A 13,281-nucleotide genomic window follows, 5' to 3' on the forward strand; every position below is an offset into this window, starting at 1 on the left:
TTTTTGGAAAAATAATTGTTTGCGTAATTCTAACAATTCATTTTTATATAGCGACGATACCTTGAGTATTGGTATCTGGAAGATTCCCTGATTCTTCTCCAATAAACTCTAAACTTTGTCCATTAACTCTGTAGATTCCTATAGTTCCATCTAATCCAAATAATTGGTATAGAAACTGTCCGTCGTCAGAAATCCACATGTCGATCCATCCATCGGTTCTTGCAAAAGCATCCGGTCCGTTATCTGCTCCACCTGTTCCTGTTCCAACAGCAGCAGTTTGATCGATTAACTCTACTACTCCATTATCAAAACTGTATGATGCTAGACCTGCTTCGATTGCATTCGACACAAAAAATGTATTGCCATCTGAAGTAAAATCTAACCAACAAGCGGTTCTTCCTGTATTACCTTCTCCTGATCTTACATCTAAAGTGATTGGTGATAAACTACCATCTCCCTGAATTTGCCATGTAGATACTGATCCATCTTGTAAAGCAGGAAATGCCGGAGGTGTACCATCTGGTTGAAATTCTCTTGCTTCTGTAACTACTACATAGTTATTTCCTACGATTTGAAACCCAATTGCCGAAGGAAGGTTTCTTCCTTCTGTATTGCCTCTTAATGTAGACGTTGCAGCAGCCACTTGGTTTGCTGATAACGTCCCATCTCCATTTACAGCATAAACTACAATCTCATCTTCACTACCAGAAGCTAATGCTGCTGCTCCAGAATTAATAGAAGCTACCACTAACCAATTCCCATCAGGAGAAAACTGAACTGCAGAAGGTCTGTTTGCTAAATTTCTTGTTGATCCTGCTATTGCAGATAAAGATCCGTCTTCTAATAACCAAAATCCTGTTACTGTTCCTTGCTGTTCTGGTTCACCACCCGCTAAAAACTCTTGACGAGTAATATTAGATACATATACTATTCCCTTTACTCCATTTGCACTTCTTGCTGAGTAAGCAATACTATTTGGCCCTACTGCTCCCGTTGCTACAGGATCTCCAGCTTGTTCTAGAGAAAAATCATCCTGAATATTAAAAGAAGTTATGGTGTTACTACCTGCGTTTACCGCTAGTAAATTTTTATTATCATCTGTTTTGGTAAGCGCATATGCCGAAATAAGTGGATCTAATCCTTCTCCTCCATCATAATCACCTCCATTTCCACCAGTAAACACAGGCCCTATTGGGGTTAAAGTTCCATCTGCATTTCTACCGTAAGAAATAATTGTATTAGGCCCTTGTATATTTGTTCCTGCAACCTGTCCATCACCATTTGTCATAGCATATACTGCTCCAACAAAATCATCATTGTCTCCACCACCATCGCCTCCTCCTCCTGGGAAATCATCATCTTTACAAGAAGTATATGTGAATGCTACTGCCAAAAGTGTAAACAGACTTAGTCTTAAATTTTTCATTTTCTTTTTTTTTGAGTTTTACGTTACTGTTTAGAATACCCAATAAGTTAATTTGTATACCATTTTTAAATGTTTTCTAAAGAAAACGTTCAAAACTTATAAAGTACTTTACACATTTCTAATTTGGCCAAATAAGATATGAAGATCAAGAATGTGTGAATTTTACTATTTAGTTTTCTTGACTAAGAGTTGGTACGTAGGTTAAAGAACAACTTACAACAAAAAAATGTTATATAAATTTTAAGAAAGAATAATAAAGAACAAGAAACATAGCTAAACCATTAGATATTAAATATTTAACTCGAATAATAAAATTCTAAAGAAATCATGATTCACCACAACATTTGTGATAAAATTAACTTTTCTATAACTAAATTGTAACAGTAATTATGTTTTGCAAATGTTAGCTATCTAACAAAAAAACAGTGGATTAGTATTCCCACTGTCTCTTTTTGTTTAGTTCTTCTTCAGCTTCTAATTCTTCCTGAGGAATTACTTTTAGGAAAGATGAATGTTGTTCGATTGCAAATTCTAATTTATTAACGATATCATCAATAGAATCATTTTCGTAATCAATATCTAAAGGTTCTTTGATCACCATTGATTGTAATATTCCACGTTTTTTTATTCGAATACCTTTTTTATCAAAAGATCTTCTAAAACCATCTATCACAATAGGAATTACAACTGGTTTATATTTTCTTATAATATGTGCTGTCCCTTTTCTAATGGGTTTAAAAGGCTTTGTAGTACCTTGAGGAAAAGTAATAACCCAACCGTCTTCTAAAGCTCTTGAAATATTGGTAATATCACTCATTTTTACTTGGCGGTTGATTTCTTTTCCTTTCTCTCTCCAAGTACGTTCTACAGTAATTGCACCTGCATAAGCCAAAATTCTTGCTAAAAGCCCTGCCTGCATAGTTTCTTTTGCAGCTACATAATACAAGTTCATTTTAGGCTGCCATAAATATCCCACGTTTTTAATAGAATCTGTACGACCGCTTAAACTAGCATTAAAAACATGAAACATAGCTACTACATCTGCAAAATAAGTTTGATGATTTGACACAAATAATACTCCACGCTCAGGAAGATCTTTAATAATTTCACTTCCTTCTATCTGAAGCTCATTAAAACCACGATAACGCCTATGCGTCATGGTTCCCATAATTCGGATGAGCCATTTTTTTAAAAATAATATATGTCCAAAAGGATTTCTCTTAAACAATCCCATAAATAAATTTAATTTGTCACTTATATATACAAAACAAGTAAACTTAATGCTTGCACAATTTGTGCATAGTTAAGGTTTTTAATAAAAAAACATTCGTGTTTTTAAATCTTTTTTTTAAAACCGAATCTCTAGACAACCTGTAACAACCTGAATAATAAATATTTTAGCATTCATTTTTAACATCCAAGAAAATTCTTCTGGAATGTGAAGAAGGTTTTAAACGAACTAATATAGTAAAGATACAAAATCATTGCACTATGGTCGTATTCAAAAACACTTTAAGTTCACTTAACATCATTGCTGTTGCACCCCAAACGACATAATTATTTAGCGTAAAAGATGGTACTTCGATGTTCTTTGCATAGGATGTGGTAAGAATTTGTGATGTTACATTATCATCATTTAGTAAATCTGTCAATTTTACTTCTATCACATCCGCCACTTCTTCTTTTTGTAATATAAAATTTGGTCTCTGCTCTACAACACCTATGAATGGAAATACCCAAAAATTAGAAGGAGGTATATATACTTTGGTTAACGCCTTTAAAACGTCTACATCATTTCTAGGAATGCCTATCTCCTCTTCTGTTTCTCTTAAAGCAGTCTCTGTATAATTTAAATCAAAAGGTTCTACTTTTCCTCCTGGTAAGGCTATTTGTCCTGAATGGACTCCTTCATATTTAGGTCTTAAAATTAAGGCTATATATGTTTCTGTTTCTTTTGGATAAAAAAGCATCATTACTGCTGCTTTCCTAGGGTTTCTTTCTTCTATATTAAAATTATTTAACTCCTTCATACGTAACTCTGGCGCCATAATAAAATGAGAAGATTCTCCCGGTACTGACATTTTCTTTATTTTTGGAATTAATTTTTTAAATGTTTCAAATGTCATTTACTCGATCTATTTTTTTATTAGCAATCTGTCTTCTGGTATTCTCTAATTGTGAAGATACACAATCTAAAAAAAATAAACAGGAAACAAAAAAAAATGAAACTAACGAATCTAAAGGCACTACTCCTAAAAAACAACATCAAGAAAAAGGAAAGAGTACTGATAATCAAATAGCAGAATCAGAAAAAGAACCGTTTAGACTTACTAATAAAAATCTAAAAGAATTTATGATTAACTATGGAAAAGAGAATCCTGAAACCATGGTTAGAATCAAAACTAAATATGGAGATATTGACATCCAGCTTTATAACAAAACTCCTATTCATAGGGCTAATTTTATTTATCTAGTAAAAGAGAAATACTTTGATGAAACTTTTTTTTACCGGGTAGCAAAAGGATTTGTTATCCAAGGTGGTAATAGTGATCGACAGCAAATGGCCAATAAACGATTTGAAATTGGAGATTACACTATACCTCAAGAGCCTGTTAAAGGGTTAACTCATAACCGTGGGGCAGTAGCTTTATCAAAACAATGGGTAGATAACCCTTCTAACCGCTCCACTCCTTTCGAATTTTTTATTGTTATTGCAAAAAAAGGAGCGCATCATCTTGATGGAGAGCACACTATTTTTGGAAAAGTTATAAAAGGAATGAATGTAGCTGATAAAATATCTAATGTTCCTGTAGATGGCAGTGAGTGGCCCAAACAAAACATATTTATAAAAGCTGAAATTTTAAAATAATTAAGATATTTAGAACTATTAAAAAAAGAAAAAGCGGACCGAAGTCCGCTTATACTATTTAACATGGAGAAGCTATAGTTTCGCATTGGCATGTATTTCTTGTTCCTACATACCATTTTACTCTATCCTTATACGGTCCCATAGGATGCGCTAAACCTCCTTTTAACTTTGCGATTGCCGTTTTGTTTAATGCTAAGTTTTTAAAATTCTTTTTCTTCATGATATAAAAATTTATGATTTATACCCTTATATCAATCAAAAGAAAAATTGTTACCCAAAAATTACAATAAAATCAATTTACTGTATGTATTGTCTACAGTAGTATCTTAAATCTTTTGCGTGTAGTAATTAAAATCTTTTAAAACAACATCTAAAAATTGTTTATCATATAGCTCTGATTTTACATCAAGAACTTCTTCTACTTTATTTCGCAATTCGGTCATCGTTCTAAAGTCGTTAGACTTTACGGCAATGCGATATGTTTCTTTAATAAGGCGAACATCCTTATCCGACAATTTAGTTACATTCAAAAATTTAGGCTGGTATTCTTCTTCTACATCTTCCAAAATAGTATGTGAAATCTTAACTTTTTGCTTTGTACTAATAACAACCGTACCTGCTGCTGCATCCCCTACTCGTTGATGCTTGTTAGAAAACAAAATACTTAAAACGCCTATAGATGCAAAAAACATCCAAATATCAACTAATCTCAACATCCACCTTATCATATAATTACTCCAATGCGCTGGTAATCCATCAACCCGAACCACTCTTGTTTTAACAATCATTTTACCTACTGTTCTACCATTAAAAATAATATGCATATACAATGAATAAAAGGATATTGGCAGAAATAATAATGATTGTATACCAAAGACTGTCCAATTATCACTAAATGCCATACCCAGTAAGCTAGTGGCAAATTCTACAATTAACAAATACAACCATAATATTGCTGCATCTATTAAAAATGAAAGCATTCTTTCTCCTATACCTACAGTTTTGTATGCTAGGTTTACATTTTGAGTAGTATTGATCGCTAAATTTGCCATTTACAAGTAAGTGATTATCTTTATCCCTAAAATTCGATAGATGCGGGAAGCAGCTTTTGTGAAGCAAAATAAGGAAAAATGGGTAGCTTTTGAAAAAGCTATAACAGAAAATTTAAAGATTAGTCCAGATCATCTTGCTGATTATTACATACAGCTAACTAATGATCTATCTTATGCCCAGACCTATTATCCAGATAGTAAGACACTTTTATACCTTAATTCTTTAGCATCGCAAGCACATCAAAAAATATATCGTAACAAAAAAGAAAACAAGAATAGAGTCGTATCCTTCTGGAAAACTGAATTCCCTTTATTTTTTTATCAGCATCAAAAAACATTATTCTACACCTTCATTATTTTTGGCGTTGCATGTTGCATAGGCATAATTTCTGCTCTTAATGATGCTTCTTTTTTACGATTGATATTAGGTGATGCTTATGTAAATGAAACATTAAGTAATATCGAAAAAGGCGATCCTACAGGAATTTATAAAAGTGGTAGTATGGTAGGATCATTTTTAGGAATTACTATCAATAATATTAGAGTAGCCTTTCTGGCTTATGCCTTTGGTGTTATAACTTCTATCGGAACTGCATATATACTTTTTAGTAACGGAATAATGCTAGGAGCCTTTATGACTTTTTTCTATAACGAAGGACTACTTTTTGAAGCTTCTAAATCTGTTTGGCTTCATGGAACAATAGAAATCTCGGTAATTGTAATAGCAGGTTGTGCTGGACTTGTGATGGGTAATAGTATTCTGTTTCCGAAGACATTCTCTAGAAGAGTTTCTTTTATGAAAGGTGCTAAAGATGGGTTAAAAATTGTAGTAAGTACAATACCCTTTTTTATTATTGCAGGATTTATTGAAGGATTTATTACAAGATATTCTAATATGCCCGTATGGCTAGCAATGTTTATTATTTTTAGTTCATTAGGACTCATTATTTTTTATTACATTATATATCCAATACTTTTAAATAAAGCGAATGAACGACAACTATATAGAATTAAAACAGCGTAGAGATCTTGGAGAAATTATTTCTACCTATTTTGATTTTCTTAAGCAAAATATAAAAAGCTTTACAAATGTATTTATAGCCTACAATGGTATATTTATTTTCTTACTATTAGGTGCAAGTTATCTCATGGTAACAGGTTTTATTGGTGTTTTTAGTAGCGAATCCGGTTTTGGTAATTCAACAGAAACAGAATCTAATTTGCTTATTGGACTTGGGTTTATACTTTTCTTTATGGTTTTTATAGCCGTAGCTGCATTAAATTACAGTCTGGCATCTTCATATATTATAAGTTATAATAAAGAAAAAAAAATCATTGATAACAGAAAAGATGTTTGGTCAATAGTGGTTAATAATTTAGGGCGAATCATCTTATTTATTCTTTTGCTAATTGTTATCTATATCGCATATAGTATTGTCAATTTTATTATCAGTATCATTCCTGTACTTGGATTCTTTGCCAGTGTTGTATTAAGTCTTGGGATATCATCATGGTTGGGGATATCATTTATGGTGATGCTATCTGAAAATAAAAGCCCAGGAGACGCATTAGGAGAAGGATGGGATTTGGTAAAAGACAATTTTTGGAAATGTATTGGCAGTAACTTTGTTTTAGGAATTCTTGTCGGAATATTAATACTGTTAATCCTCACAATCCCAGGTTTTATCGTTGGCATCTATACATATCACATTGTAGAAAATGGATTTGATTTTGAAAACTCTATTGTTGCTAAAATCATATTTACCTTTGGTCTCTGTGCTTTACTCGTTGTAATGGCCTACTCGCAATCTCTATCACAGCTTGTTAATGGTGTGCTTTACTTCTCTTTACATGAAGAAAAATATAATATTCACACTCGTGAGAAAATAGATCAAATTGGAGCTGGTGAATAAAAAATTATACTACATATTCTGTTTAGTTTGTATAACTCAAATTAGTTATTCATTTCCTGAGACTCAAGATTCGCTTGTTGTTTCAATTGATACTAGTTCATTAACTATCGATGATTTTTCTGATCATCTTAATGAGAAATATAATGGAGATGAATTTAACTATGATACCGTAGAAGGTGAGGCTCAAAACTTTCTAGCCAGAGCTATTGATTGGTTATTTAATGGTATACGCGATATCTTTGGAATAAATGTAAACCCAGAAGTAGCAAAATTAATTGAAAACATTATCTATTTTTTATTAATTGGAGCAGCTATCTATTTTGTAATACGTGTACTTACTGGTAAAGATGCCGTATCATTTTTTAGAAACAAGGATAATATGGTAGCACCAATTAACATTAGTGAAGAACATATCGAAAATATTGACCTTAACGAGCTTATTGCTAACGCTATTTCAGAAAAAGACTATCGCTTAGCCATACGATACATGTATTTAAAAGCATTACAAGATTTATCAATTAATAAAATAATTGATTATCATTTTGAAAAAACGAATACCGATTATTCCAGAGAAATTAGTGATACTACATTAAAAAAGAATTTTAATAGAGTCTCTTATTTATATGATTATATCTGGTATGGCGAATTTGAACTAGACGAAGAAAGGTATTATAGTGCTAAAAAATCATTTGATCAATTACAAACAAAAATGAACAACCTTGGATAAAAAATCAAGAAACATATTACTATTGTTTGGGGTTGCATTATTAACCATCATTATAGTCGAAATTACAAGGCCTAAACCTATAAATTGGAAATCTAGCTACACTTCTGTAGACAAAATTCCTTTTGGTAGTTATATCCTATACAATGAACTCAAGGACTCTAAAAAGGATAAAGCCGTGCATCTAGTTTCTGAAAATCCTTATCAATTTTTAAGTGACTCTAATTACAATCAAAACTCGGCTTATTTATTTGTAAACTCTTCCTTTAATTTTGATAAAAGGTCTTATGAAAAACTTATAGAATTTATCCAACAAGGTAACGATGTCTTTATTGCTGGGCGTTCTTTCGGAAATTTCTTAAAAGATTCTTTAAAAATAGAAACAGATATTGATTATCAAATAACTGAAGAAGAAATCACACCTACTTTCTTTTCAAAATCGTTACAAAAAGATTCATTACCAACATACAAAAAAGGTGTTTACAAAAGTGTTTTTAAGAGTTTTGACACTACAAAAACTACTGTTTTAGGGCATTTTAAAAATGACGAAGAGGCTCTTAACCAAGTAAACTTTATAAAAATCTCAGAAGGAAAAGGTAATTTATTTCTAAATACGCTTCCACAGGCCTTTTCTAATTATTATATGTTAAAAGGTAACGATCATTACGCAGCCACAAGTCTTGCTTTTTTAGAAGATCAATCTGCCATATATTGGGACGATTATCTTAAAGATGGTCGTAAAGTAATCGACTCACCTATGCGATTTGTACTTAATCAGGTACCCTTGCAATGGGCTTATTACTTGTTGATTTTTGGGTTACTCGTATTCGTGATTTTCAGAGGTAAAAGAGAACAACGTATTATTCCTGTTGTAGAACCCTTACAAAACACATCGATAGAGTTTGCTAAGACCATAGGAGATCTTTATTTTCAGCATAAAGATTACAGTGATATCATATCTAAAAAAATCACCTATTTCTTAGAAAAATTAAGGAGTCAATATTATCTAAATACCAATGAGCTAAATGCTGAGTTTATTGATAAATTAGCAGTAAAAAGTAATCACTCACTTGAGGATACGAGACGATTAATTGACTTGATTAACACATTAAAAGGAAGAGCCACTCATAGCGAGGCCGATCTAATCGAATTAAACAAAAGAATTGAAGCATTTATACTATAGATTATGGAAGAAACGAATGAAAACCCTATAGAATTTAACAGTCGAATAGATCTAAAAAATCTGCAAGATGCCGTTCAACAAATCAAAGACGAGTTAAGTAAAGTTATTATCGGTCAGCATGATATGATAGAGCTTTTAATTATCTCTATTCTAGCAGATGGTCATTCTCTAATAGAAGGGGTTCCTGGAGTTGCAAAAACAGTAACTGCCAAATTACTTGCTAAAACAATGCAAGTAGATTTTAGCAGAATTCAATTTACTCCAGATTTAATGCCTAGTGACATTTTAGGGACGTCGATATTTAATGTAAAAACTTCTGAATTCGAGTTTAAAAAAGGTCCAATATTTTCTAATATTATACTAATTGACGAAATTAACCGAGCTCCTGCAAAAACACAAGCCGCAATGTTCGAAGTTATGGCAGAACGCCAAATAACTATAGACGGGATTGAAAATAAAATGCAAGCTCCATTTCTTGTGTTTGCTACACAAAACCCAATAGAACAAGAAGGTACATACGCCTTACCTGAAGCACAATTAGATCGATTTCTTTTTAAAATAAATGTGGGTTATCCATCAGTCGAGGAAGAAGTTAAAATACTTGAAGGGCACCATCACAGAAAAAGTGCCGTGGCTACCGAAATGATTAAACCTATTTTAAACGCAAAACAAATAGCTGAATATCAGGAGATCATTAAAAGTATTATTATAGAAGATAATTTATTAAAATATATTGCCTCTATTGTAAATAACACACGTAATAACGGAAACTTATATCTTGGAGCTTCGCCTAGAGCTTCAATTGCCATTATGAATGCAGCTAAAGCTATGGCTGCTATAAATGGTAGAGATTTTGTTACCCCAGATGACATCAAAAAAGTATCACCTTCTGTACTAAGACATCGAATCATACTAACTCCAGAACGCGAAATGGAAGGGTTTACTGCAGAAAAAGCAGTTATGCAAATTATAGAAACAATCGAAATACCTAGATAGTGAAAGTCTTTTTTAAAAGTTTATACTTAAAAAAAACATTCTTTACCGCATTCTTTTCAATAGCGGTATTATTCATTGTTTCCTATTTTTTTGAAGATCTATTGGGAGTTGCTAAACTATTATTCTATATTCTATTAATACTACTAGTTTTTGATATACTTCTGGTCTACAGAAATAAACTGGGGATACAAGCCAATAGGATTTTACCCGAAAAGCTATCCAATGGTGATCAAAATACGATTACACTTTCGGTAATTAATAGGTACCAATTTAAAAGTAAAGTATCTATAATTGATGAACTACCTATACAATTTCAACAAAGAAATTTTGGGATTACTGCCATATTAAAACCATCGCAAGAGCGAAAATTCACATATACTGTACGCCCTACAGAGCGTGGAGAGTATCATTTTGGAAACCTTAATATTTTTTCTTCCTCCTTAATTGGTTTTATTGCTCGAAAGCAACAATATTCAACAGAGGCTATGGTTCCAAATTACCCCTCTTTTTTGCAGCTTAAAAAATATGAGTTTGTAGCTTTTACAAATAGATTAAAATTATATGGATTAAAAAAAATAAGAAGAATAGGCCATACACTTGAGTTTGAACAAATAAAAGAATATGTATCCGGTGATGATGTACGAAACATCAATTGGAAAGCTACCGCCAAGAGAAACCATTTAATGGTTAATCAATATCAGGACGAGAAATCACAACCTATTTATTCTGTAGTCGATACAGGAAGAGTAATGAAAATGCCATTTAACGAGTTAAGCTTATTAGATTATGCTATTAATGCAACGCTGGTTATTTCTAATATTGCTATTAAAAAACAAGATAAAGCTGGAATGTTTACTTTTTCACGTAAGGTAGAAAACACTGTTGTAGCGCAACGTAGAAAAAGTCAAATGAGTCTAATACTAGAAACTTTGTATAATGTAAATACTGATTTTGCTGAGTCAGACTTTGCAAGGTTATATATTGACATTAAACGAAGTATCACACATCGAAGTTTATTATTACTATATACTAATTTTGAAACATTAGATGCTTTACACAGACAGCTCCCCTATTTACAAGCTATTGCAAAAACACATTTATTAGTTATTATTTTCTTTGAAAATACAGAACTTAAGTCTCTATTAGACATACCGGCAATAACAACGCAACAAATTTTTGAAAAAACAATAGCCGAAAAATTCGTGTACGAAAAGAAAATGATTGTTAATGAACTAAGTAAGCATGGTATACATTCTATTCTTACGGCTCCTGAAGATCTTACTATAAATACAATTAATAAATATTTAGAAATCAAAGCTAGAGGATTGTTATAGACGAATAAACAATCTATAAGTTTAGCAAAATAGAATAATTTATTTTGCTAAACTTATGAAAAGTGAATTCTAAGAATTACCAACTTATATTGGAAATTTTTGAATGTGATTGTCCACTTTTTTGATTGTAAGCACCGGTTTTCCAATAAAATTTACCATCCCAACCATTTTTTTCTACCGTAAAACTAAAGTCTTTATCTCCTCCCTTTATTGTAACAGTACGCTTATTAAAAGTAATTTTAAATGTTCCTGATGTCCCATCTTTTAATCGATGTGTTTTATTCTTAGCACCATTCTTTGTTCGGTAATCAGCTTTAAAATAGCCATTTCCTTTACTATCACCATGGTACTCTATTTTTAAAGCTGGGCCACTACCAATATCATTATGAAGCTGCATAACAGTAAATCCGCTATGTTTTTTACCCTCTCCAACAACTTGAACCTTGGCTTCAAATGTTTTTTTAGCATCTTGACTAAATCCATTTTTATACCTTAATTCAGAACGATTTGACTTACCTTTTGCTTTAAAAACCAAAACATTCTTAGAATCTCTAGAAAAACTAGCGTCATCGTGTGTGATACCTTTAAATTTTTCACTGGGTTTATTCGATTTATCTTTCGCTGGTTTCCCCATCTGTAATTTTGCTTTATCTACTGTCTTTCCTGAGACTTTAGCATTTACAGAAAGTTCACTAGATTCTGGTTCATCAATAGGGTCATCTTTAGAACAAGAAAACGCAAGCAATAAGAATGCGGAAATTAAAAAAAACAAACTCGACCTAAAGAAATTACTGGTTTCATTTTTGATTTTTACATTTTTAATCATCATTATTTAAAAGTTTTAAAAGTTAACATGTCCAATATGAACATATTTACCTCTATAACAAATAACTATGAATCCACCCTATCATAAAACTATACTAAACATTGTTAAACAATCATAAGACGCTAACGGTTGATCTTATGTTAAGTGTCCATTTATGCGACTAAAATCAATTTTTATGATCTAAATCATAATATTCATTAATTTTAAAACCATCAATTAGAAAATACTACAAAATAGATCATCAAAAATGACAAAAAAAACGGATACACAACATATCATACGAGAAGCCAAACCTAATGAATATCAAAAAATTGGAGAACTAATGGTTACTACGTATTCACAGTTAAAAGATTTTCCGAACCAACAAGAAATACCTGAATATTATAAAATGTTGACCAACATTGGTGAATTAACCAAAAAACCCAAGGCTAGGTTACTTGTTTGCGTTTCTTCTACAAATGATATAATGGGCGGTGTTGTATACTTTGGAGACATGCAATATTATGGATCAGGTGGTAGCGCTACTAAAGAAAAACAAGCAGCTGGATTTAGATTACTTGCCGTAAGTCATGATTTTAGAAAAAGAGGAATAGGCAGACTATTGACAAAAGCTTGCATCGAAATTGGAAAAACAGAGAAACAAAAGCAAATAATTATACACTCTACTAAGGCTATGCAAATAGCATGGGATATGTATGAGAAAATGGGCTTTACAAGATCTGAAGATTTAGATTTTACTGTAGACAATCTTATTGTTTTTGGGTTTAGACTTTATCTGTAGGTTTAATTGTTTTCAAAAACATAACCAGCAACCACGTTTTCTAAGTACACTATTTCTATCATTTTTAACCAAAACATTAGAATACCTTGTTAATTTAACAAAATGTAATGTTAATTTTTGTTAGTAGAAGTTAAAATTTTATTGTTAAACCTCAAGTATATTGAATGTAATCACATT

At 31.6% G+C, this 13,281-nt stretch carries 14 protein-coding genes; 8 read left to right on the plus strand and 6 right to left on the minus strand.

Annotated features, from left to right (window positions below; translation table 11 throughout):
* Nucleotides 1-43 precede the first annotated feature (43 nt).
* From D1816_RS08105 to D1816_RS08115, 3 genes are all read right to left on the minus strand, one after another.
* A complete protein-coding gene (locus D1816_RS08105) occupies nt 44-1,426 on the minus strand; it encodes a beta-propeller fold lactonase family protein (RefSeq protein ID WP_066318444.1) in 1,383 nt (460 codons plus the stop codon).
* Nucleotides 1,427-1,856: 430 nt separating this feature from the next.
* Nucleotides 1,857-2,660, minus strand: coding sequence for a 1-acyl-sn-glycerol-3-phosphate acyltransferase (locus D1816_RS08110; RefSeq protein ID WP_066318445.1), 804 nt, complete (start codon nt 2,658-2,660; stop codon nt 1,857-1,859).
* Between the two features lie 247 nt (nt 2,661-2,907).
* On the minus strand, nt 2,908-3,507 hold the full coding sequence (locus D1816_RS08115) for a CoA pyrophosphatase (RefSeq protein ID WP_232517433.1): 600 nt from the start codon (nt 3,505-3,507) through the stop codon (nt 2,908-2,910).
* Nucleotides 3,508-3,545: 38 nt separating this feature from the next.
* On the opposite strand from D1816_RS08115, the gene D1816_RS08120 reads away from it, so the two are divergent.
* Nucleotides 3,546-4,295: a peptidylprolyl isomerase gene (locus D1816_RS08120; protein ID WP_118506232.1), complete on the plus strand. Its 750-nt coding sequence runs from the start codon at nt 3,546-3,548 to the stop codon at nt 4,293-4,295.
* Nucleotides 4,296-4,353: 58 nt separating this feature from the next.
* On the opposite strand, the gene D1816_RS25600 is transcribed toward D1816_RS08120, so the two are convergent.
* Both D1816_RS25600 and D1816_RS08125 read right to left on the minus strand, forming a co-directional pair.
* Entirely contained in the window at nt 4,354-4,515 is a 162-nt protein-coding gene (locus D1816_RS25600) for a hypothetical protein (RefSeq protein ID WP_158597713.1), read from the minus strand.
* 106 nt (nt 4,516-4,621) lie between these two features.
* On the minus strand, nt 4,622-5,347 hold the full coding sequence (locus tag D1816_RS08125; RefSeq protein WP_066318455.1) for an RDD family protein: 726 nt from the start codon (nt 5,345-5,347) through the stop codon (nt 4,622-4,624).
* 40 nt (nt 5,348-5,387) lie between these two features.
* Here D1816_RS08125 and D1816_RS08130 point away from each other — a divergent pair, with 40 nt between their 5' ends.
* The 6 genes from D1816_RS08130 to D1816_RS08155 are packed head-to-tail and all read left to right on the plus strand — an operon-like array spanning nt 5,388 to nt 11,497.
* Nucleotides 5,388-6,371, plus strand: coding sequence for a stage II sporulation protein M (locus tag D1816_RS08130; protein ID WP_118502123.1), 984 nt, complete (start codon nt 5,388-5,390; stop codon nt 6,369-6,371).
* Nucleotides 6,337-7,260, plus strand: coding sequence for a glycerophosphoryl diester phosphodiesterase membrane domain-containing protein (locus D1816_RS08135; RefSeq protein WP_118502125.1), 924 nt, complete (start codon nt 6,337-6,339; stop codon nt 7,258-7,260). Before D1816_RS08130 ends, D1816_RS08135 begins: the two co-directional genes overlap by 35 nt.
* Nucleotides 7,253-7,987 carry a hypothetical protein gene (locus D1816_RS08140; RefSeq protein WP_118502127.1) on the plus strand — a complete coding sequence of 245 codons (735 nt, stop codon included), beginning with the start codon at nt 7,253-7,255 and terminating at the stop codon, nt 7,985-7,987. The genes D1816_RS08135 and D1816_RS08140 overlap by 8 nt, the downstream gene beginning before the upstream one ends.
* Nucleotides 7,980-9,167 carry a DUF4350 domain-containing protein gene (locus D1816_RS08145; protein ID WP_118502129.1) on the plus strand — a complete coding sequence of 396 codons (1,188 nt, stop codon included), beginning with the start codon at nt 7,980-7,982 and terminating at the stop codon, nt 9,165-9,167. Before D1816_RS08140 ends, D1816_RS08145 begins: the two co-directional genes overlap by 8 nt.
* 3 nt (nt 9,168-9,170) lie before the next feature.
* The gene (locus D1816_RS08150; RefSeq protein WP_066318467.1) at nt 9,171-10,163 is read left to right on the plus strand and encodes a MoxR family ATPase; all 993 of its coding nucleotides are present in this window, start codon (nt 9,171-9,173) and stop codon (nt 10,161-10,163) included.
* Nucleotides 10,163-11,497: a DUF58 domain-containing protein gene (locus D1816_RS08155; protein WP_118502131.1), complete on the plus strand. Its 1,335-nt coding sequence runs from the start codon at nt 10,163-10,165 to the stop codon at nt 11,495-11,497. The genes D1816_RS08150 and D1816_RS08155 overlap by 1 nt, the downstream gene beginning before the upstream one ends.
* Nucleotides 11,498-11,573: 76 nt before the next feature.
* Here D1816_RS08155 and D1816_RS08160 read toward each other — a convergent pair whose 3' ends face one another.
* The gene (locus D1816_RS08160; protein ID WP_118502133.1) at nt 11,574-12,326 is read right to left on the minus strand and encodes a polysaccharide lyase family 7 protein; all 753 of its coding nucleotides are present in this window, start codon (nt 12,324-12,326) and stop codon (nt 11,574-11,576) included.
* Nucleotides 12,327-12,570: 244 nt separating this feature from the next.
* Between D1816_RS08160 and D1816_RS08165 the strand changes: the two genes are divergently transcribed.
* Nucleotides 12,571-13,104, plus strand: a complete 534-nt coding sequence (locus D1816_RS08165; protein ID WP_066318472.1) for a GNAT family N-acetyltransferase — start codon at nt 12,571-12,573, stop codon at nt 13,102-13,104.
* The last annotated feature ends 177 nt before the right edge of the window (nt 13,105-13,281 follow it).

The sequence above is a fragment of the Aquimarina sp. AD10 genome (genome assembly GCF_003443715.1).
In the GTDB taxonomy this organism is placed as follows: Bacteria; Bacteroidota; Bacteroidia; order Flavobacteriales; family Flavobacteriaceae; genus Aquimarina; species Aquimarina aggregata.